The organism is Actinosynnema sp. NPDC049800 (genome assembly GCF_040656635.1).
GTDB lineage: Bacteria > Actinomycetota > Actinomycetes > Mycobacteriales > Pseudonocardiaceae > Actinosynnema.
The window spans coordinates 32,395-52,593 of record NZ_JBFAMT010000004.1; the positions used below are offsets into that span (position 1 = coordinate 32,395).

Consider the following 20,199-nt stretch of genomic DNA (forward strand, 5'->3'; position numbering starts at 1 on the left):
CCAGTGGTGAAACCCCTAGCACCGTCGTCAGTGGACTCTCAGACCGCGGTGCCGTGCCCGGCTACCCCTAGTGGGCAGGACTGGGGTTCAAGCGCCCGATCGGCCGATCGGATCGGGAAGAAATGTGCGACCGATCGCGCGGCCGACCCGCCACCACCGGCGACGCAACCTGCCCGTGCATGGTCAATCACGGTCCGTAGAGGTCGACAAACCCAAGTGGACGGTAAGTGGACACATTCTTGCGAAATCCGTCGTGATGAACCGGGCGCCGGATGAACCACCCCCTAATCCCCGCTGTGGCACTGACCCGGCCACCGCCGGCCAAATAGGATCGACAATTGTCCCCAGGCGAATGGAGGGCGCGGTGGCGGACAGCCTCGCGGATGGGACGCCGGCCGACGCGGTGCGGTTCCGGCACGCGCTGGCGGCGTTCCCCAGCGGGGTGACGATCGTGACGACAGGCGACCCGGACGGCCGCTGGTGGGGCTTCACCGCCACCTCGTTCTGCTCGCTGTCGATCGACCCGCCGCTCGTGCTCGTGTGCCTGGCCAAGACCGCGTCGTGCCACGGGGCGTTCCTGACCGCCGAGTCGTGGGTGGTCCACGTCGTCCCGGCCCACCGCAGCGACCTGGCCCGCCGGTTCGGCACCAGCGGCGTCGACAAGTTCGAGGGCGGCGACTTCGAGCCCGACCCGCGCGGCAACCCCGTGTTCTCCGACGCGGCGGCGATCCTGCACTGCGACGCGTTCGCCCGGCACGACGGCGGCGACCACACCATCCTCGTCGGCCGCGTCACCGGGACCCGGGCGAACGGCCACCCGCCGACCGTCTACTTCCACCGCGCGTTCCACGCCCTCGACGAACCGGTGGCCGCGAACGGCCGGGGCTGACCGCGGCCCGCCGGACATCCACAAAGGAGGATCGCCCGGCACCTCCCCGCCGGACCTCCACGTTCCGAAGTCGCCGGCGACGGGCGGTCCGCGCGGGGCCCGTTCACGACGACGTGGTCACCCGGCTGACCCCGGGCGCCACCCGTCCGTACGCGATCCGATGCCGGTGCCAGCCCACACCGGACTCGGTGAGGCGCAACTCGCGCTCGTCGAGCGTGGCGAGCCCGGCGTCGACGACCTGACCCGCCAGCGCGCCGAAGTCGTCCACGAACGACGTGCCGAAGCTGCGCCGGTAGTCGGCCAGGTCGATCGAGTGGAACATCAGCCGGCCCACGACGTAGCGCTCCCGGCGCTCCTGTCCGGTCAGCTCGTCGGCGACCGAGTCCACCGCGTGCTCGCCGCGGCCGACGGTGGCGATGTAGCCCTCGACGTCCCGGTGCGCCAGGTAGCGGCGGCGGTTGACGTACCCGTACGCACCCGGCCCGATCGCGAGGACGTCGACGTCGTCCTTCTGGTACATCCACGTGTTGTACCGGCTCTCGTAGCCGGGCCGGGCGAAGTAGTCGATCATGTACATGTCGAAGCCGGACTTGCGCGCGGCCTCCACGACGTCGTCGTACATGGCGCGGACCTGCTCCGCGCCGGAGGGCAGCGGCGCGGGCACCTTCCCCCGCTTGATGAAGTTGTGCTGCGGGCTGCCGTGGTGGACCCGGTACTCGTAGATCGTGAAGTGCTGCACCTCCAGCTCCGCCAGGCGCCGCAGGTCGCTCTGCCACACCTCGCGGGTGTGCGAGGGCAGGTTGTACATCATGTCGAGCTGGATGTTGGTGTGCCCCAGGCGGTTGAGCCGGTTGATCACCCGCGCGCTCTGCTCCGCCGCGTGGGGCGAGCCGATCACGCGGAGGACGTCCTCGTGGAACGACTGCACGCCGAGGCTGACCCTGTTGATCGGCGATCCGGCGACGTACTCCACCTTGTCCTCGGTGAAGTCCCTGGCGTTGCCCTCCAACGTCAGCTCGCAGCCCTCGGCCAGCGGGAAGCTGGTGGTGATCGCGTCCACCACCCGTTCGAGGTTGGCGGTGGTGAGCACGGACCCGGTGCCACCTCCGATGTACACCGCGCGCAACCTGCCGGTCTGCCAACGGCGACGCCGCCCCCACCGCTGGATGTCCGCGACGAGGGCCTCGACGTACCGGGCCTCCCGGGCACGGGGGTCGTTCTCCGACAGCAGCTCGATGAAGAACGGGCAGGCGTGGCAGCGGACCCGGCAGAAGGGGATCGACACGTACAGGACGAAGTCGCCGCCGACCTCGTCGAGGCCGAACAGGCGCTCCGCGGCGGCCGCACCGCCGGTGTTCGGCCGCAACGGCGGCAGCACCGGGATCAGCGGGTGCGCGGACCGCTCGGTGGAGAGCGGGGTCGGCGGGGTCAGGTTGGTCGGCATGGCATCTCCTGTGTCTCGGGAGGTCTTCGTTCCGGTCAGCGCCGACTGCTCTCGCGGAGGTGGTCCAGCGCCTCGGGCGAGGCGGTGGCGCCGACCGCCGGCGCCCGACGGACGAGGTGATCGGCGCAGCGGAGCACGTCGGCGGCGCGCACGGAGGCGATCGCGTCGTGCGCCCGCCCGCGACGGCGCCCGAACCCGGACTCCCGGTCGGCGAGCACGTCGGCGGCCAGGGTGTCCACGGAGGTGAGCGGGTGGAGCGCGGTCGTCGCCGCGGTGTGCGCGGCGGCGACCTCCCGTTCGGACGGCGGGTCGCCGCCGAGCCCGGTGAGCGCGGCTCGGGTGAGCGCCAACGCCGCCGCGGCGTCCGCGCCGCCGACGCAGGTCGTGGTGAGGACGCCGGTGCGGAGCGAGAACGCGACCTTGCTGCCGTGCGCGCCGATCCGGCGCAGGGCGTCGCGCAGCCGCCGGTTGAGCACGGCGGCGGTGACCAGTGCCGCCGCGCCGTCCCCACCGCCGGGTTGCGCCAGGTCGTACGCGGTGGCGACGACGAGGTCACCGCCCCTGGACGGGATCAGCACCGGGCCGCTCACCAGCGGCGGCCGCACCGCCGTCGGGCCGTCGTCCGACCCGGTGAGCGCGGCCTCCCACCTCTCGACGTCCGGGGCCGGCGCGTCACCGCTCTGGGTGATCACCACCCGCGCCGTCCGCACGGCCACCGTGTCGACCGCGGCGGCGATCGCGCGGCGCAGCGCGTCCTGGTCGGCGACGAGGTCCTGGAGCGCTCGCCGCCGGCACCAGCCGTCGACCAGGTCCTGCGCGGCGCCCGTGGTCGAGACCTGGGCGTGGGCGGCGCTGACCACCAGGCCCGGGGTCGTGGGCGTGGCGGAGGCCTCGCGGCCCACCACCGCCGGGACCCGCTCGAACCACCTGTCCGGCTGGTCGCGCAGGGCCGTGATCCGCTGCGCCAGCCACGTGCGGGCCTCCGCCGCGTCGTCCTGGTGGTGGCGCAGGCAGACCCGGAGCCTGATCCGCGGCCGGTCCGGCGCGGAGTCGTGGGCCGTCGCCGTGACGGTCACGTCCGACCGCCACCGCCGCGCGTGCCGGAACGGCGCGACCGCGGTCGGCAGCAGCGGGAGGACGTCGAGGTCGCAGACGAGGTCGAGGTCGGCGACGGCGTACCCGATGCCCTTCGTGTCCGTGGTCCACAGCCAGGTCCGCGCCGCGCCGGGAACGGGTGTCGGCACGCAGCGCGGGTGCCTCGGTGCCGGCCGCGCGGCTGGGACGGCGGGCAGGGCCGTGTCCGGAGCGGGGCCCGCCGCGGCAGGGGTACCGGCGTCCACCGGCGGCGCCGGAACCCGTGACGAGGTGTGGTCGACGAGTGCCCGCCCGAAACGTACCGAGGTGCCCGTCAGCAGCGACAGGACGCGGTCCGGGTGCTCGGCGCACCAGCGGAGGTGCTCGGGCAGGTTCAGGGCGTCGACCGGGGACAGCCCGCGGACCAGGGGCGCCACCGCGTCGAGCACCAGCTGCACGGCCCACGGGTGGTGCGGGTGCTTGCCGTTGCTGCGGTCGAGCGCCCGCAGCAACAGGCGGCGGGCCGCGTTCGTCACGTCCTCCGCGCGGAACGCCTCGGGAACGACCTCGGCCAGGCGGTCGTGCACCCCGTCGGCCGCGTCCGGCCCGGTCACCCTCACGCCCACCGTGAAGAGGGTGTGGGGGTAGTGGAGGTTGACCCCGGAGCCCGGCGGGTACCGGTGCCCGCCGTGCTCGGCCAGCAGCCGGCGCAACGGGCCGTCCGTCGTGCCGGCCAGCGCCTCCCCGAGCACCATGGCCCGGGCGGTCGCCCCGGCGGCGGTCGACGGCTCCAGCGCGACCGCGAGCAGGGCGTCGACCCCCGGTGATCCCGGCGTCCCCGGCACGACGACCGCGGAGGGATGCGCGGCGAACGGGGCGAAGGCCGCGGGCGTCGACCCGTCCGGGCCGAGCACGCGTGAGACGTGCTCGTGGAACCGCGCGGGCGGCTGGTCCCCGACCGTCACCAGCCACGCCGCCGACGGCCGGTAGTGCCGCCGGTGGTACTCCCGGGCCTGCTCGGGGGTGAGGCCGGCCAGGTCGGCGACCGACAGGCCCTGCGCCTGGAGGCGGCTCAGCGCCGGTGCGTCGTAGACGGCGGCGGCGAGCGCTCCGAGCGCCACCGTCCGCGGGTCGTGCGCCCGGCTCACCGACTCCTGCCGGACCACGCCCGCTTCCCTGGCGAAGGTCGCGTCGAGCAGCAGCGGGTGGAAGACACCGTCGAGCAGCGCCTCGGTCAGCAGGTCGGCGCTCGCCACGCAGGTGGTGCCGGCCACGAAGCACGTGAAGTCCGGGCCGGTGAACCCGTTGACGAACGTGGTGGCGGCGGTGTCGGCCAACGACGGGAACACGTGCACGTCGCCGAAGCGGCGTGATCCCGCGCCCACCCAGTGCTCCAGGACGTGCGGCACGCCGGGGTGCGTCGACGGCGTGCGCAGGGCCAGTGCGACGACCAGGTGCGGGTCCCCGGTGTCGACGTGCACGTGCCGCAGGCCGGTGCGCCCGTCGCGGTGCAGCGCGACGTCCCCGACCTCGGTCGCCCACGTGCCCGCGGTCTCGAACGTCACGTCCGGAGCCCTTCCCCGTGGCACACCGGGCAGCCGGCCTGCGGCAGGAGCGGCGTGACGTCCGACGTGCCGCCGTTGCGCCAGGTCCACACCGCGTCCACGGTCATCGGGTTGCCCAGCCCGGCCAGGTGGCGGAAGACCTCCGCCGTGGCGACGCTCGCGGTGATGCCCGCCCAGGGCGCCAGCCCGCCCGAGGTGCCCCGGGGCAGGCGGCGCAGGCGTGCCACGGTCTCGGCGAACCGCGGCTGCTCCTGGCACCGCTGCGCGAACTCGCACATCGGGCACGCGCTGCGGCCGGGCAGGTAGAAGGGACCGACCCGCAGACCGCTCGGGTGCAGCAGCGGCACGCCCGCCTGTCGGCAGGCGCGGGCGAGCCATTCGCGGACCAGCCAGATCGGCTGGTCCGCCGCGCCGACGACCAGGTCCACCCCGTCGAGGTGGTCGAGCAGGTCGCCGGGGCCGGTGATCGGCGCGGCCACCGTCCGCACCCTCGCGCGGGGCGAGAACCGGGTCAGCGCCTCGGCCGCGGCGTCGACCTTGGCCCGGCCGATGTCGCCCTCCCCGAACAGGATCGACCGGTTCAGGTTGGACGGTTCGACCACGTCGGAGTCGACGAGGACGAAGTCGCGCACACCGCAGCAGGCGAGGCCGTAGAGCAGCCAGCTCCCCATGCCGCCCGTGCCGACGACCAGGACCCGTGCGTCCAGCAGGCGCCGCAACCGGTCGAACCGGGACACCGCGCCGTCCTCCTGCTCGGAGAAGTAGTGCAGGAGGCGGTCGAAGCGGGCGAGGTCCTCCGCGCGGATCGTGGCGGGCGGCTCGACCGCCTCGAGGAACCCGGCGTCGCGCAGGGTCGCCGCCAGCTCGTTGGCCCGGGTCCTGTCGTCGGGCCGCCAGTCCGCAGTCTCCTCGTCCAGGTCGGACGTCCCCTTCGCGAGCAGGTGCAGCACCTGCTCCTCGACCGGGCCGAACGGCGCGATCCGGGTCAGGCGGTCGCCCAACCGCGCGATGAGGGTGGGACCGGAGGGCAGCAGCTGGGTCCGCCCGCGCAGCCGCATCGTCGTCGTCACGACCGGCTCAGCCTTCCACGATCTCGCCGAACAGCTCTCGGAGCTGTCGGCCCGCGGGTGTGTACTCGACACCGCCCTCGTCCAGCGTCCGCAGCGCGTCGCGCAGGTCGTGCTGGACCGCCTCGTAGCGCTGGACGAGCTCCGGGCCGCCGCCGTCGGCCACCGCCGCGCCGAGGAACTGGGCGATCCGGGCGAACACGAACGTGCCGTGCAGGATCTGGTGCAGCGGCCGGGGGTCGAGGCGCCACGGCGACTTCACGAGCTTCGCCGGGTCGGCGTCGATGAGCGGGTCGTCCTCCATCAGCAGCGTCAACCGGTGGTGGCTGGCCTCGTGCAGCAGGTGTTCCGCGGTCAGGGCCGTGTCCGTGAACGGACCGAGGCGCTCGCTGATGAAGACGGTGCCGAAGAACCCGGTGTCGGTGAACGTCGACATCAGCCGGCTGCGGAACGGCGAGACGACCTTGATCAGCGCCTCGACCTCCGAGGCGAACCCGGGGCTCGTCGACCGGAGCAGGTCCAGCGCCCGGTCGAGCTGCTCGACCACCTGCCGGCTGATCGGCTCCAGCGGGGCGAGGTCCCGGCGGGGGTAGCCGGGCAGCGGGTTCCTGGCGTTCTGGCCCTCGAAGAACCGCCGGAACCACTCGTCGGACGCGTCCACCTCGATCGCGCCGCCCGCGATGGCCGGACGGGTGCCCAGCAGCGGGTGGTCGGTGGCGGCCGGCCCGAGCAGGTCGGCGACCGGGACCAGCCACAACCGGTCCGTCGTGTCGACCCGCAGCACGTCGCCGTCGTGGCGCAGCCGGGCGTGGCCGGGCCCGGCGCCGTCCAGGACGACGTGCCGGAGGTGACCGGGGAAGCGCAGCTCGCCGCGATCGGACAGGGGCAGGTCGAGCCGGAGGTCCGTCGCGGACCCCGAGGCGACCGCGCCGCGCAACGCGGGGATCAGCACGAACCGGCCGAAGTGCGGCAGCAGTCGCCGGATGCCGGCGTCGTCCCCGCCCGCGACGGCCGACTTCAGCTTGATCCACCACGAGCAGAACAGCGGGTGCTGGGCGATGTCACCGCGTTGCTCCGCCGGCAGGTGCTCGAAGCACTCCCAGACCTGGTCCACGCTGGCGGCCTGCGCCTCGTCCACCCGGTCGAGCAGTCGCGGCAGCACGCGGGAGATGCCCCGGGACACCCGGTCGCGGTAGGTCCTGAGCGGTTCGTCGGGGTAGCTGTCGGCCACCGCGAGGGGGGCCATCGTCTGGCTAGGCATCAGTGCTCCCAGTGGATCCGGTCTTGTCGAAGGCGTCGTGGGCAACCGCTTCGGTCGCGCGGCGGAACTCCTCGTAGGCGACCTGGCCGAACGGCGTGAGGCGGACCGAGTCCCGCAAGAGGTCCAGCGCCTCCCGCTGCATGTCGAGCACCTCGACCAGCCGGTGCAGCCAGCGGTCCTCGCCGAGCCGCCGGTGCGCCCGCAGGTGGAACTGCGCGATCCGCGCGAAGACGAAGGCACCGTGGTACAGCCCGTCGACCGGTCGCGGCACCTTCCGGTAGGGCGAGTGCAGTCGCTCCTCCGGCCCGTGCTCGTGCACCCGGTAGAGGTCGAAGACGGCGTTGAGCCGCAGGTGGCTCGTCTCGTGGACGAGGCGCTCGGTGGCGACCACCGGATCGGCGAGGTCCGCGCGGAGGAACAGCAGCCCGTCCAGCACGCTGTTGCTGAACGCGACCGTGTCGGCGCTGGTGAACGGCACGATCAGCCGGACCAACCGGGTGACCTCCTCGCCGAAGGCGGGCCACACGTCGTCGATCAGCGCCAGCGCGCGGGCCAGGTCGGGTCGCACCTCGTCGGGCGGCACCGGCGTGACATCACCCCGCCCGCCCTCGGCCCTGGTGTTCCCGTTGGCCGTCCGGACGTACTCGTGGATCCACGGGTGGTCGGCGCCGAGGAGGATCCCGCCGCGCAGCTCGACGGAGTCGGGCGACAGGTCGTCGCGCACCGGTTCGAGGAAGCGCCGGAGGTGGCCGACCCAGTCCGCCAGGGCGGTGAACTCACCGCGCCGGTAGTCCACGCACAGGCGGTGCCACCAGTAGCCGAACAGCGGGGCGGTGACCACCGCCCGCCGCTCCGCCTCCCCCAGCGACGCGAACTCCTCCAGCGCGGCGCGCAGCGCTCGCGCGGTGTCGACGGGAAGTCGGCGCGCCAGCACGGGGAGCACTCTGTCCACGGCGGACGCGCGCTTGGCCGCGAACGCGACCACGTACGGGTCGTCGGCGGTCGCGCACGCCATCACGGAGGCCTGGGCAAGGGTCATCGGACGGTCTCCTTCTCGCGGTCGGCGGGTGCGGGCAGGGCGGGGAGGGCGGCCGACCGCGACAGCGCCCACCCGCGCAGGCCGGCGTCGCCGATCGACGCCGCGCACCGCGCGACACCGTCGAGCGCCGTCAGCGATCCGGGATCCAGCTCGCACGCCACGAGGTACGCCTCGATCGCCGCACGCGGGTCGTCGAGCAGCTCGCGGCACCGCGCCACGAGCGCCCACGACACCGCCGCGAACGGGGGTCCGAGCGCGGCGGAGCGGGCGAACGAGCGCAGCGCCGCCTCGACGTCCTGCCGGGCCAGCAACAGGTACCCGAGGTCGCGGTGCGCCCGGCCGTCGTCGGCGTCCAGGTCGACGAGCTCCCTGGTGCGGTCGAGGGCCAGGTCCGCCTCCCCCCGCCACTGCGCCTCCCGGGCGCGGGTCTCGAGCACGGCGCGCAGGTTCTCGGCCTTGGCCAGGGCCCGCTCGGCGGTGTCCGCCGGCGCGGACCGCGCGAGTGCCTCGCACTCGTCCAGCAGCCGCGTGGTGCGGGCCTTGTCGCCGTCGAAGAACGGGGCGAAGCTGCACGCCCGGAGCACCGCGCTGTGCAGCAGCGCGTCGTCCTCGCCGCCGTCGAGCGCTTGGGGAAGCAGGTCCATCGACCGCGTGGCCCACGCGTCGACCTGCGCGCTGTCCCGGCTGACCCGGGCGTGGTGGACGGCCAGCGCCAGCGCCGCCAGCAACCGGGACCGGGCCGTCGACGCGTGCTCGACCAGCGACTCGTACGTCGGCACCGCCTCGCCCGCGGCGAGCGCCCGCTTGTACCGGGCGTTGGCGCGCAGCATGAGCAGGCTCGCGCCGGCGTCCCCGATCGCGGTGGGTGGCTCATCCGGGCCGGTCAGCCCCAGGAAGGTCGCGTAGAAGCCGAGGCGGACGAGCACGATGCCGGCGCGTGCCCTGGTGTCGTCGTCGAGGTCGGGCCAGTGCTCGACGTGCTCGCACAGGTCCTGCCACCGCCGGCCGCGCAGTTCCGGTGGCAGGTCGGCGGGGTGATCGGCGTGGAAGTCGGGCAGCCGCGCCTCGCGCAGGATGTGCCGGCGGGTGTGCGCGACGGGGTTGCTCTGGAACACCGCCCGCACCTGGTGGCCGCTCGACAACGCATCGGCGTAGTGCAGCAGCACGCGGGAGTGGATGGCGCCCCCGGCGCCGCGCAGGTCGACGTACGGGCGGACGGCGCGCAGGTCGCTCCGGGTCCCGGGCGCGGTGGTGATCCCCCGCGTCGGCATCCGCCGGAACGGGTTCGAGGAGACGCTCATCCGACAGTCCTTTCCGGACGGACGCGCAACCGGGCGCGCAGGTCGGCCAGCCACCGCACGCACCAGTCGGCCAGGTCGGCGCGACCGGTCCGCTCGGCGAGCCGGTGCACCGCCGCGACGGCCGTGTACGCGGTGGGGTCGGCGTGCGCGGCGGCCAGGAAGGAGTCGAGCGCGCCTTCCTCGTCGCCCGCGTGCTCCAGGTGCCGGCCGAGCGCCACCCGCGCGCGGGCGGCGTGCGGAGCTCCCAGCATCGCCGCGCGCCGGTACGCCTCCACCGCCGCCGCGGTGTCCCCGGCCCGCATCGCCACGTCGCCCAGCCCCAGGAGGACCTTGCCGTCGTACGGGTCGAGCGCCGCCAACTCGTGCGCGTACCGGAGCGCCGCGTCGAGGTCGTTCGCGGCCGCGGCGGCACGCGTCCGGGTCTCCAGCAGGGGGTGCAGGTTCTGGCGGCGCACGAGCGCCTGCTGCTCCGTGCCGTCCGGGAGGTCGCGCGCGTGCTCCTCGGCGCGGTCGAGCTCCGCGCGGGTGCGCTCGTGGTCACCGAGCAGGAACGGCAGGTAGCTCACCGCTCGCCAGTAGGCGCTCGTGAACAGCGCGTCCCGCCAGGACCCTCCCGGCGCGAGCCCGGCGAGGTGGGCGCCGGCCACTTCGCGCCAGTGCGCCGTCGCGGCGACGTCCGGTGCGCGTCCCTTCGCGTTGAGCACCACCAGGGTCAGCGCGGCGGACAGGGCGGTCGCGGCGGGCAGGCGCCGGCTCGTCGCCACCGCGGTGAGGACCTCGCGGTCCTCCGCACGGGCCGCCTCCGACCCGCTCGCCCGGACGAGCGCGTGCGTCCGCTTCATCGCCAGGCCCGCCGAGAGCTGGTCGCGACCGGCGTCCTCGGGCGTCGACGCCGGGAGGACGCCGAGGGCGCACGCGTCCAGGCCGAGGGCGCACAGCAGGGTGCCGAGGCGCAGGCGCGTCTCCAGGTCCAGGTCGAGCGGGTGCTCCGTGAGCCGGACCAGCGCGCGCCACCGCTCGGTCACCAGCTCGTCCGGCAGCGCGGCCGGGCCCGGCGACGCCAGCTCCGGCCACCGCAGGCACTGGGCGACCGCCTCGCGCAACCCGCGAGGCGTGTGGCACTGGAACGGCGTCGCCGGGCGCGAGGTGTCGAGCTCGGCGTAGGCGGCCGTGACGGTCGCGGTGTGCAGGGAGCACACCGGCGGTTCGTGCAGCCCGAAGTACGGACCGAGCAACCACAGGTCCACCCGCTCGTCCGGCCGCCACCGGCGTGGCCGTTCGGCGTCGGGGCGCAGTCCCGTGCTGTGGTAGGGAGGTCGCGTCGTGCTCATCACGAGGCTCCGCGGACCGCGGACCGGGTGGCCAGGAAGACGCCACCGAGGACGAACAGCGCGCCGGTGCAGACCATGGCCCCGGCCGGCGACCAGGCCGTGGCGACCAGACCGAGCACGAGCGGCGCCAGCGGCATGGCCGCGCCGCTCAACGACATCACGGCCGCGAAGACCCGGCCGCGCAGCTCGTCCGGGACGACCGACTGGACGAACGAGGTCACCGCGACGGTCGCCATGCCCGCGGGCAGGCCGACGAAGAGCAGCGCGAGGGGTACCACCCAACCGCTGTCGAACGCGGTCATCACCAGCAACGCCGTCCCCTGGACGATCCAGTTGCCCACGAACACGATGCCCCGGCGACGGAGCAGCGAGGTGTGCGCGACGGTGAACAGGCCGATCACCCGGCCGACGCCGATGGCCGCGACGGCCAGGCCGAAGTAGGTGGCGCCGCTCTCCTCGAGCGTGAGCAGGTAGCCGGGCAGCAGGAACACGATGCTGTACTGGGCCCCGTCCAGCACCGGGTAGACCAGGAACTGGGGCCGGAGGACCTTGTCGGCGAGGATGAACCGCAAGCCCGCCTTGGCGTTGGCGAGCACCCCGCTGACCGACCGCTTGGGGCGATCCGCGGCAGCACGCGGCGGCACGACCGGCAGAGACTTCCTGACCAGCAGGATCAGCACCATCGAGACGCCGAACGTGACCGCGTCCAGCGCGAGGAGGACCTCGATCTCCACCACGTTCAGCAGCAGACCGGTCAGGGACGGGCCCAGGATGGCCATGGTGGTGGCGCCGCCGATGAGCAGCGCGTCCATCCTGGCGATGCGTTCGAGCTTCCCGCCCGCGATGACCGGGATCAGCGTCTGCACGGCCGGCATGAAGACCGTCCCCGGCGCGGCGAGCAGCAACGTGCCCACCAGCAGCACGGACAGGGGCGCCAGCTGCGTCGCGACCAGCACCGCCATCGCCGCGACGACGACCATGCGCACGAAATCGGCCCCGACCAGCAACCAGAACCTGCTGTACCGGTCGACGAGCACACCCGCGACCAGGCCGAAGCAGGCGATGGGAATGGCCATCACGATGCCGATGAGGGCGCCGTCGAAGAACTCCCCGCGTTGGGTCGCGTACCAGGGCACCCCCACTTTGAAGAGCTGGTCGCCGAACGCGGACTGGACCAGCGCGACCAGCAGCAGGAGAAAAGGCGTGTTGCGCAGGACGTTGGCGGCGACCGCGGGCTCCGGCGCCGTGGCGGAGTCCGCGGGCGCCCCTCCGACGGGCGTGCGGTTGCTCGTCAAAACGGCACTCCTTGTCGACGAGGCGCAGCACGGTTCCGGTGGGGCCGCGCACGGCCCCACCGAAACCCTGCGGCTACACCATCTGGTAGTTGTACTCAGCCGACAGCAGCGTCCCGAATTCCTCGAGGAGCTGCTCCTCGTGCGACTCCAACGCGAACGGCGTGCTCGGCTCGTTCGCCGTCGCGGTCGCGGACTTCACCGCGGTGACTTCGTCGTTGTTCATCGATCCTCCATTCCGGCGTGGTCGTGCGTTCCATTCCCCGGCGCCGTCGGCTGGCTCACGACGCCGGCGTTCGTGGTGCGCCTCTCGCGGGCGCGGCGGACCGGAACCCGGCTCGGACCGGAATCCGGCTCAGGAGGCGCTTTCCTCCAGGGCGAGGCGGACCTTCAAGTCCGCCAACCCGATGTGCGGGTCGGCCTCCTCGACCTGCCGGAAGCGCGCGTCGCCCTCACCGGGCACGACCTCGGGCAGGATCTGCGGGTGCAGGGGGCCGCCGAACCGGTCACCCGGCCGCAGCCCGTGCTCCCAGAAGGTCGGGAGGGACCCGGTCGTCGGCGCGTACCGGACGTCGTCGCCCAGCCAGCGCGTGGCGAGGGCGCGACGCGCGCCGCCCGTGCCGCTCGTCCCCGTGGAGTAGTGCAGGATCCCCAGGTGGAAGATCAGGGCGTCACCGGGCTCGACGTCCCAGCCCACGATCGGGAGCCGGTCCCGGTTCGGCTCGATCTCCACCAGCCCGCGGAGCCCGCCCGGCAGCGGCGCGTGCGTCATCTCCTCCTCGACGCGCCGGTGCACGCCGCGGAACGCGGCCCGGGTCACCGCCGGCACGGTCAACGGCTCTTCGAGCCCGTCCAACGTCATCGGCTCGGTCGGCTTCCACCCCAGCTTGGCCAGCGCCTCGGCGACGCGGGCGTCGTCGAGCTCGCCGGACGCGCGCGCCGACCGCGCCGTCGGCCACCGGTGCGACCCCCGGATGAACTGGATGGCGCTGTTCTCCGTGGTGGCGTGGTCGCAGGCCAGCCAGATGTTGACCAGCTTCTCGCCGGCCACCGGCCACGCGATGGAATCGGTGTGCCAGCTCGTCGGGATGTCACACCCCGGGTCCTTCTTGAACATCTGGTCGACGAGGAAGTTGATCCGGCTCGACCGCGCCGCCTGCGCGGCGATGCGTGCCGCCGGTGAGTAGTAGGCGAAATCGCGGAACGCCTCGCTGTACTTCCACATGAACAGGTCCGTGTACAAACCCTTGCCGCGGGAGAGCAGCTCGCCGTACGGCGTGGGGTGCTCGATCATCCGGTCGATCGCGTCGCCGACGTGCGCGACCCACGAGTCCTGGAAGAGCCCTTTCGCGAGGATGACGCCGTCCCGCTCGAAAGTGGCGATCTCGTCTTCCGTGAGATCGCGCAGCGGCGCTTCCGCGGTCAGACCACGCGGGAGTCCCGACGGCTGCCTCACTGGTGCTGTCGTCATGTAACAACCCTTCCGGCAGGCAATTTCCGGTCCGTCCGCGCTTGACCGCGGGCGATCGACGCGTTTCCGGTGACCGACGACCGCCACGGTGTGGTTGGAGGTGTCCGACTTCATCGCTGCGACGAAGGACCAGAGGTGCGTTGCGTTATTCCGGCGAACATTCACATGGTGCGTGCGACTGATCGTCACGCTAAAGGCCCGCCACTGGCCGGATTGTCAGGCGAACGCCCGACAAACCTCCCTCGCCGGCCGACGGATCCGTTGGGACGGCGTCGATCCCGGCCACCGGCCACCGGCCACCCACACGTTCGGCGTGCGCGTGGCACACGCTCGCGCCCACGTGGCACACCGACGTGGCGGCACGTGTCAGGTGTTCGCCTGACAGCGGGTCGGCGCCGACGTTCGTAGTCTGCGAACCGAGGTCGAGCGTCTCGCCTTGACCGGCGGGCACGGACTGGTAGGGAGGATTCGGATGAAGGTGCGGAACCGAACAGTGGTGGTTGCGGTCATGGCTGCGGCGATGGCGTTCGGCGCGGCGTCGCCGGCGCTCGCGCTGGGCTACGACAGCGAGGTGTCGGGCGGTGGCACGGACGTCGTGACCGAGGTGTCGCAGGCGGGTGTCGACTGGGCGGGGGAAGCCGAAATGGGGACTCAGGGCCGGAAGTGGGGCTTCCCGTGGTGGTGACGGTCGCGACGTCCTGAGCCCTTGGACGGCGGCCGGCGGTGGCGCCTCACTCGGTCGCCCTGGCGCTGCGGGCGAGGGCGTTCTCGCGCAGGCGGTCGAGGATGTCCGCCTCCGCGGACCGGTTGCCGATCCGCCGCACGAGGTCCAGGGCTTCGCCGTAGTACCGGTCGGCCTGCTCGTGCCGCCCCGCTCGCGCGTGCAGGGTGCCGATCTCCCGCAGCGTCTCGCTCTGCCAGCGCCGGTCGCCGTTCTGCTGGAAGAAGGTCAGCGCCTGGTCGAGGTACGCCGTCGCCCGTCGCTCGTCCCCGAGCCGCGTGTGGACGCTGCCGAGGTTGGCCAGGGCGACCGCTTCGCCCTCGCGGTTGCCGATCTCCCGGTACAGCTCCAACGCGTGTTCGAGGTAGGTCTTCGCCACGTCGGGAAAGCCCGTGCCCGCGTACATGTCACCGATGTTCAGCCGGGCACGGGCCTCGATGTTCCGGTTGCCGACGGCGTGGGCGAGCCGCAGCGCCTGGTGGAGGTAGCGGCTCGACGCCTCGTCGTCGCCCCGCAGTGATTCGCCGTTGCCCAGGGTCATCAGCACTTGCATCTCGCCCGTGGGGTCGTCGGTGCCCGCGCAGATGGCCAGCGCGCGCTCGCAGTGCTCGATCGCCTCGTCGTGCCGCCCCAGCTGGAACACGGTGGTCGCCAGGTCGTTGAGCACGGTCACGGTGAGCAGCGGGTTCTCGACGTGGTCGAACAGGGCCAGTGCACGTTCGAACAGCTGCGCCGCGCGTGAGAGGTCGCCCAGGTACCACTGGGTGCGGCCGAGGTTGCGGGTGGCGCCCGCCTCGGCGAGAGGGTCGGCCGCGGCACGTGCGGAGGCGACGGCGTGGGTGTGCAGTGCCTCGGCTTCCCGGTGCCGCGCTTGTTGTTCGAGGTGGCGCCAGAGGATCAGGGACAGGTCGCAGGTGTGGGCGGGCCGGTCGTCCTGGGCGGCGACGGACAGCAGGTTCGGGGTCTCCCGGTCGAGCCAACGGCGGGCCGCCGCGACGTCGTGCCCGAACGGCAACGGAGCGGCGCCGGGGTCCTCGGTGCGCGGCCTGCGGTCCCGGTCGTGCGGGTCGAGCAGGTTCACCGCCTCCGCGGCGGTGTGGCGGAAGTGGTCGAAGAGCCGGGTGAGCGCCTCGTGCCGGGCCGCCGCCGGCTCTTCGTCCTCCGCGCACGCGCGGGCGTGTGCGCGGAGGAGGTCGTGGAACGTGTAGCGACCGGGGCTGGACTGCTGGAGCAGGTACTCGTCGGCGAGCTGCTCCAGCACGGCGTCGGCCACGTCGACGTCGAGGCCCGCCAGCGCGGCGACCGCGTACGAGTCGATGTCCGCACCGGGGTGCAGCCCGAGCAGCCGGAACACCCGTCGGTGGTCCGGGGCCAGCGCCCGGTACGACAGCGCGAACGCGGTCGTCACCCCGTGGTCGGCGGCCGCGGCGAGCGCGGTGAGCCTGCGCTTCTCGCCGGCCATCCGCTCGGTCAGGGACCGGATGGTCCACCGCGGGCGACGTTGCAGGTGGGCCGAGACGATGCGGATCGCGAGCGGCAGGCGCCCGCACAGCCCGACCAGCTCCGCGACGGCCTCCGGTTCGTCGTCGACCCGCGCCGCGCCCAGGATGGCGACGACCAGGGCCACCGCCTCCTCCTCCGGCAGCACGTCCAGCTCGACGGGGATGCTGCCGTCGAGGTTGGTCAACCGGCGGCGGCTCGTGACGAGCACCAGGCAACCGGGGCTGCCGGGGATCAGCGGCGCGACCTGCTTGGCGTCAGCGGCGTTGTCGAGGACCAGGAGCAGCCGCCGGTCCGCGACCTCGGTGCGCCACATCGCGACCCGCTCGTCGACGGAGGACGGTATCCGGTCGCGGGGCACGCCCAGCGTGCTCAGCAGCACCGCCAGGGCGTCCTCGGGGCTGGTCGGGACCCGGTCGGGGGTGAAGCCGTTCAGGTCGACGAAGAGCTGGCCGTCGGGGAACCGGTCGGCGAGCGCGTGCGCGGCGTGCACGGCCAGCGCGGTCTTCCCCACGCCGGCCATGCCCTCGACGGTCGAGATCACCACCGTCCGCGCCGCCGCGCCCAGGCCGAGCAGCCGTTGCAGCTCGGCGGGTCGGCCGGTGAAGTCCGGCACGTCGTACGGCAGCGTCCTGGGCACGGCGCGGCCACGCGGCGGCACGTCGGCGGCCCGGAGCCCCGGGCGCGGCGGGACCGGCTCCGGGTCGTCCCGCAGGATGGCGGCCTCCAGCTCCCGCAGCTCGGCGGGCGGGTCGAGGCCGAGCTCGTCGGCGAGGTGCCGCTTGGCCCGTTGGTAGGCGGTCAGCGCGTCGGCGGAACGGCCCGCGCCGTGCAGGGCGCGCATCAGCTGGCCGACGACCCGCATCCGCCCGGGGTGCTCGGCGACGAGCTCGGTGAGCTCGCCGACCAGCTCGCCGTGTCGGCCCAGGGCCAGGTCGAGCTCCAGGCGTTCCTCCAGCGCGAGGAGCCGTCGCTCGTCCAGCCCGGTCGCCAGGTCGCGCACCAGCCCGGCGCGCAGGCCGGCCAGCACGGGCCCGCGCCACAGGTCCAGTGCCGTGCGCAGCACCGCGCTCGCCTGCTCGAGGTTGCCCCGTTCGGCCCCGGACCTGGCCGCGCGCACGCCTGCCTCGAACCGGTCCGCGTCCACGACGTGCCCGTCGGTGTCCAGCCGGTAGCCGGCGTCCTCGGTGACCACGACCCGGCCCGGCGCGTCGCCGAGCGCCTTGCGCAGCGCCCACACGCTGTTGCGGACCTGGTCCCGGGCCGACGACGGCGGATCGGTGTCCCACACCGCGTCCACCAGCCGTTCCAGCGGGACCACCCGGCCGCGGTGCAGCAGCAGGACACCCAGCAGCGTCCGCTGCCGCAGACCGCCCACTCGCACCGTCGTCCCGCCGTCGACGACCTCGAGCGGTCCGAGTAGACGAAACTCCATCGCGCCCCCCAAGCCGCCGACCACAGGATAGTGGTCGTTCATGATCAACCGATATCGATCGGAGAGGTCGACCCGACAAGCTCACCGTCAGGGCGGGGTGACGGCGAGGGGGAGCGGTGACGACGGCGGTAATCGTCGACGACCACGCGGCGATCGTCGCGGGTGTCGGGCAGTGGTGTGCGCAGGCGGATCCACCGATCGAGCTGCTCGACACGGGCGGCAGCCTCGCCGGGGCGTGGACCGGGCCGGGCGCGGCGGCCGACGTGGTGATCCTCGACGTCGAGGCGCCCGGCAGCCAGGGGGCCACCGCGCTGCGGCGGCTCGTCGAGGTCGGCCGGCGGGTGGTCGTGTACGCGCAGCACGTGGACCGCGGAGCCGCCGAGCGGTGCATGGCCCTCGGTGTGCACGCGTACGTGCCCAAGTGCGAGGGCGCGGACCGCCTCGTGCCCGCGATCCGGGCCGCCGCAGCGGGCCGGACCTACCTGAGCCCGGCGACGAGCGGCGCGGCGCCGGCCGACTCCGCCACGCGGCCGAAGCTCACACCCCGTGAGCTGGAGGTGCTGCGCGCCTGGTTCGCCTCGCCGTCCAAGCAGCTGGTGGCGGCCCGGCTCTACCTCAGCGTGAAGACCGTGGACACCTACATCCAGCGGGTGCGGACGAAGTACGCGAACGCGGGCCGCCACGCGCGCACCAAGAGCGACCTGGTGACCAGGGTGCTCGACGACGGCTTGATCTCCATCGACGAGCTCACCGCTTGAGGCACGCACCGCTGCGCCGGGAGACGTCGAGGCGCAGGTCGGCGGAGCGCACCTCACTGTCCGAAGTGGACAGTGGTCACCGCCGGCCGGCGCCGCGCGGGTGGACCGGGCCGGATTTCACCTGGCCCTGCCGGTGCCCGCAGCGGGTAGGGTTCATCGCATTCCACGGATCAGGCCATCGCGCCGGTAGTCGGAAGGCGGTCGCACGTGACGCTCCGGAGCGCCCAGTGGTACGCGGGAGATCATCGCAACGCCTACATCCACCGCGCCTGGATGCGCCGCGGCGTGCCGGACGACGCGTTCGACCGCCCGCAGATCGCCATCGCCAACACCGCCTCGGACCTGACGCCGTGCAACGCGCACCTGACGGAGGTCGCGGCGTCGGTGCGCAACGGCATCTACGAGGCCGGTGGCATCCCGCTGGAGCTGCCCGTGGTGTCGCTGGGCGAGACGCAGGTCCGCCCCACCGCGATGCTGTGGCGCAACATGGCCGCGATGGCCACCGAGGAGATGCTCCGGGCCAACCCGATCGACGGCGTGGTGCTGCTCGGCGGTTGCGACAAGACCATCCCGTCGCTGCTCATGGCCGCCGCCTCGGTCGACCTGCCCGCCGTGGTCGTGCCCGGCGGGCCGATGCTGACCGGCACGTTCCGCGGCGTCCCGCTGGGGTGCGGCACCGACGTGTGGCGGCTGTCGGAGGAGGTCCGCGCGGGCTCGCTGTCCAACGAGCAGTTCATCCGGTCGGAGTCGGCGATGATCCGCAGCCGGGGCCACTGCAACACCATGGGCACCGCCTCCACCATGGCGCTGGTCGCCGAAGCCCTGGGCGCCGTGATCCCCGGCGTGGCGGGCACCCCGGCCCCGGACAGCCGACTGCTGGAAGCCGCCCACGCCACCGGCCGGCTGGCCGTGGAGCTGGTCACCGCCGACCGGCGGCCCGGTGCCCTGCTCACCAAGGCGTCCTTCCACAACGCCATCGTCGCCCTGGCCGCGATCGGCGGCTCGACCAACGCCGTGGTCCACCTGCTGGCCATCGCCGGCCGCCTCGGGATCGACCTGGCGCTGGACGACTTCGACCGGATCGGCTCCGACGTGCCGGTGCTGGTCGACCTGCTGCCCGCCGGTCGGTTCCTGATGGACGACTTCCACCGCGCCGGCGGCCTGCTCGCCGTGCTGCGCGAGGTCCGCGACCTGCTCGACCCCGACGCGCTCACGGTCACCGGCCGACCGCTGGTGGACTACCTGGACGACGCGCCGATCTGGGACCCCGAGGTCATCCGCACCCGGGCGACGCCGCTGGTCGAGCACGGCGGCATCGCCGTGCTGCGCGGCAACCTCGCCCCGCGCGGCGCGCTCGTCAAGCCCGCCGCCGCCTCGCCCCACCTGCTCCGGCACCGGGGCCCGGCCGTCGTGTTCGACTCCGTCGAGGACTTCCACGCCCGCATCGACGACCCCGACCTCGACGTGACCGCCGACTCCGTGCTCGTGCTGCGCGGCTGCGGGCCCAAGGGCTACCCCGGCATGCCGGAGGTCTCCAACATGCCGCTGCCCAAGAAGTTGCTGGAGCAGGGCGTGCGCGACATGGTCCGCGTCTGCGACGGCCGCATGTCCGGCACCGCCTACGGCACCGTCGTCCTCCACGTCGCCCCCGAGGCCGCCGCGGGCGGACCGCTCGCCCTCGTGCGCACCGGCGACGTGATCAGCCTGGACGTCGAGGCCCGCCGCATCGACGTCGAGGTGTCCGACGACGAGCTCGCCGCCCGCACGCCGAACGCGGCGACCGTCGCCGGGTTCGCCAACCCCCGCCGCGGTTGGGAACGGCTCTACGTCGACCACGTCCTGCAAGCCGACACCGGCGCGGACCTCGACTTCCTCCTCGGCTCCAGCGGCTCGGAGGTCAGCCGCGAGTCGCACTGAGCACGACGTCGGCCGCCGTGATCGCCGGCCGACCGCGCCCGATCCCCCTGTCGCACCGGCGAGCGGGACGGGCGGCGGCCCGTTCGGTCAACTCGTCATCCTCGGCGGCGGTTTCGCGGTAGAACTACCGCACC

At 73.6% G+C, this 20,199-nt stretch carries 15 protein-coding genes; 4 read left to right on the forward strand and 11 right to left on the reverse strand.

What is annotated here, in order from left to right:
• Positions 1–364: 364 nt before the first annotated feature.
• Complete coding sequence (locus AB0I91_RS07275; RefSeq protein WP_498776749.1) at positions 365–889, forward strand: flavin reductase family protein; 525 nt, start codon at positions 365–367, stop codon at positions 887–889.
• A 103-nt stretch (positions 890–992) separates the two neighbouring features.
• On the opposite strand, the gene AB0I91_RS07280 is transcribed toward AB0I91_RS07275, so the two are convergent.
• The 10 genes from AB0I91_RS07280 to AB0I91_RS07325 form a co-directional block, all read right to left on the reverse strand.
• Positions 993–2,333 (reverse strand): coproporphyrinogen-III oxidase family protein, encoded by a 1,341-nt coding sequence (locus AB0I91_RS07280; RefSeq protein WP_499614788.1) that lies wholly within the window; start codon positions 2,331–2,333, stop codon positions 993–995.
• 35 nt (positions 2,334–2,368) lie between these two features.
• Positions 2,369–4,972: an insulinase family protein gene (locus AB0I91_RS07285; RefSeq protein ID WP_499635753.1), complete on the reverse strand. Its 2,604-nt coding sequence runs from the start codon at positions 4,970–4,972 to the stop codon at positions 2,369–2,371.
• On the reverse strand, positions 4,969–6,042 hold the full coding sequence (locus AB0I91_RS07290; protein ID WP_499614794.1) for a HesA/MoeB/ThiF family protein: 1,074 nt from the start codon (positions 6,040–6,042) through the stop codon (positions 4,969–4,971). The genes AB0I91_RS07285 and AB0I91_RS07290 overlap by 4 nt, the downstream gene beginning before the upstream one ends.
• Before the next feature lie 7 nt (positions 6,043–6,049).
• The gene (locus tag AB0I91_RS07295; RefSeq protein WP_499635755.1) at positions 6,050–7,300 is read right to left on the reverse strand and encodes an aKG-HExxH-type peptide beta-hydroxylase; all 1,251 of its coding nucleotides are present in this window, start codon (positions 7,298–7,300) and stop codon (positions 6,050–6,052) included.
• Positions 7,293–8,339: an aKG-HExxH-type peptide beta-hydroxylase gene (locus tag AB0I91_RS07300; protein WP_498776739.1), complete on the reverse strand. Its 1,047-nt coding sequence runs from the start codon at positions 8,337–8,339 to the stop codon at positions 7,293–7,295. Before AB0I91_RS07300 ends, AB0I91_RS07295 begins: the two co-directional genes overlap by 8 nt.
• Positions 8,336–9,640, reverse strand: coding sequence for a hypothetical protein (locus AB0I91_RS07305; protein WP_498776737.1), 1,305 nt, complete (start codon positions 9,638–9,640; stop codon positions 8,336–8,338). Before AB0I91_RS07305 ends, AB0I91_RS07300 begins: the two co-directional genes overlap by 4 nt.
• Positions 9,637–10,971: a tetratricopeptide repeat protein gene (locus AB0I91_RS07310; protein WP_499635758.1), complete on the reverse strand. Its 1,335-nt coding sequence runs from the start codon at positions 10,969–10,971 to the stop codon at positions 9,637–9,639. The genes AB0I91_RS07305 and AB0I91_RS07310 overlap by 4 nt, the downstream gene beginning before the upstream one ends.
• Positions 10,971–12,266, reverse strand: a complete 1,296-nt coding sequence (locus tag AB0I91_RS07315; protein ID WP_498776733.1) for an MFS transporter — start codon at positions 12,264–12,266, stop codon at positions 10,971–10,973. The genes AB0I91_RS07310 and AB0I91_RS07315 overlap by 1 nt, the downstream gene beginning before the upstream one ends.
• A gap of 73 nt (positions 12,267–12,339) precedes the next feature.
• On the reverse strand, positions 12,340–12,489 hold the full coding sequence (locus AB0I91_RS07320) for a hypothetical protein (RefSeq protein WP_498776730.1): 150 nt from the start codon (positions 12,487–12,489) through the stop codon (positions 12,340–12,342).
• A gap of 129 nt (positions 12,490–12,618) precedes the next feature.
• Complete coding sequence (locus tag AB0I91_RS07325; protein WP_499614806.1) at positions 12,619–13,734, reverse strand: phytanoyl-CoA dioxygenase family protein; 1,116 nt, start codon at positions 13,732–13,734, stop codon at positions 12,619–12,621.
• Positions 13,735–14,242: 508 nt separating this feature from the next.
• On the opposite strand from AB0I91_RS07325, the gene AB0I91_RS07330 reads away from it, so the two are divergent.
• Entirely contained in the window at positions 14,243–14,419 is a 177-nt protein-coding gene (locus AB0I91_RS07330; RefSeq protein ID WP_499614808.1) for a hypothetical protein, read from the forward strand.
• Positions 14,420–14,465: 46 nt separating this feature from the next.
• Here the strand turns inward: AB0I91_RS07330 and AB0I91_RS07335 are convergent, their stop codons facing one another.
• Positions 14,466–17,390 carry an AfsR/SARP family transcriptional regulator gene (locus tag AB0I91_RS07335; protein WP_499614811.1) on the reverse strand — a complete coding sequence of 975 codons (2,925 nt, stop codon included), beginning with the start codon at positions 17,388–17,390 and terminating at the stop codon, positions 14,466–14,468.
• A 116-nt stretch (positions 17,391–17,506) separates the two neighbouring features.
• On the opposite strand from AB0I91_RS07335, the gene AB0I91_RS07340 reads away from it, so the two are divergent.
• Both AB0I91_RS07340 and AB0I91_RS07345 read left to right on the forward strand, forming a co-directional pair.
• A complete protein-coding gene (locus AB0I91_RS07340; RefSeq protein ID WP_498776722.1) occupies positions 17,507–18,148 on the forward strand; it encodes a response regulator in 642 nt (213 codons plus the stop codon).
• 207 nt (positions 18,149–18,355) lie between these two features.
• Positions 18,356–20,065, forward strand: a complete 1,710-nt coding sequence (locus tag AB0I91_RS07345) for an IlvD/Edd family dehydratase (RefSeq protein WP_498776720.1) — start codon at positions 18,356–18,358, stop codon at positions 20,063–20,065.
• Positions 20,066–20,199: the final 134 nt, after the last annotated feature.

Coding starts and splice junctions, on each gene's coding strand:
- AB0I91_RS07280 (WP_499614788.1), bottom strand. CDS start 2,333: ATGCCGACCAACCTGACCCCGCCGACCCCGCTCTCCACCGAGCGGTCC.
- AB0I91_RS07295 (WP_499635755.1), bottom strand. CDS start 7,300: ATGCCTAGCCAGACGATGGCCCCCCTCGCGGTGGCCGACAGCTACCCC.
- AB0I91_RS07300 (WP_498776739.1), bottom strand. CDS start 8,339: ATGACCCTTGCCCAGGCCTCCGTGATGGCGTGCGCGACCGCCGACGAC.
- AB0I91_RS07305 (WP_498776737.1), bottom strand. CDS start 9,640: ATGAGCGTCTCCTCGAACCCGTTCCGGCGGATGCCGACGCGGGGGATC.
- AB0I91_RS07310 (WP_499635758.1), bottom strand. CDS start 10,971: ATGAGCACGACGCGACCTCCCTACCACAGCACGGGACTGCGCCCCGAC.
- AB0I91_RS07320 (WP_498776730.1), bottom strand. CDS start 12,489: ATGAACAACGACGAAGTCACCGCGGTGAAGTCCGCGACCGCGACGGCG.
- AB0I91_RS07325 (WP_499614806.1), bottom strand. CDS start 13,734: ATGACGACAGCACCAGTGAGGCAGCCGTCGGGACTCCCGCGTGGTCTG.
- AB0I91_RS07330 (WP_499614808.1), top strand. CDS start 14,243: ATGGCTGCGGCGATGGCGTTCGGCGCGGCGTCGCCGGCGCTCGCGCTG.
- AB0I91_RS07335 (WP_499614811.1), bottom strand. CDS start 17,390: ATGGAGTTTCGTCTACTCGGACCGCTCGAGGTCGTCGACGGCGGGACG.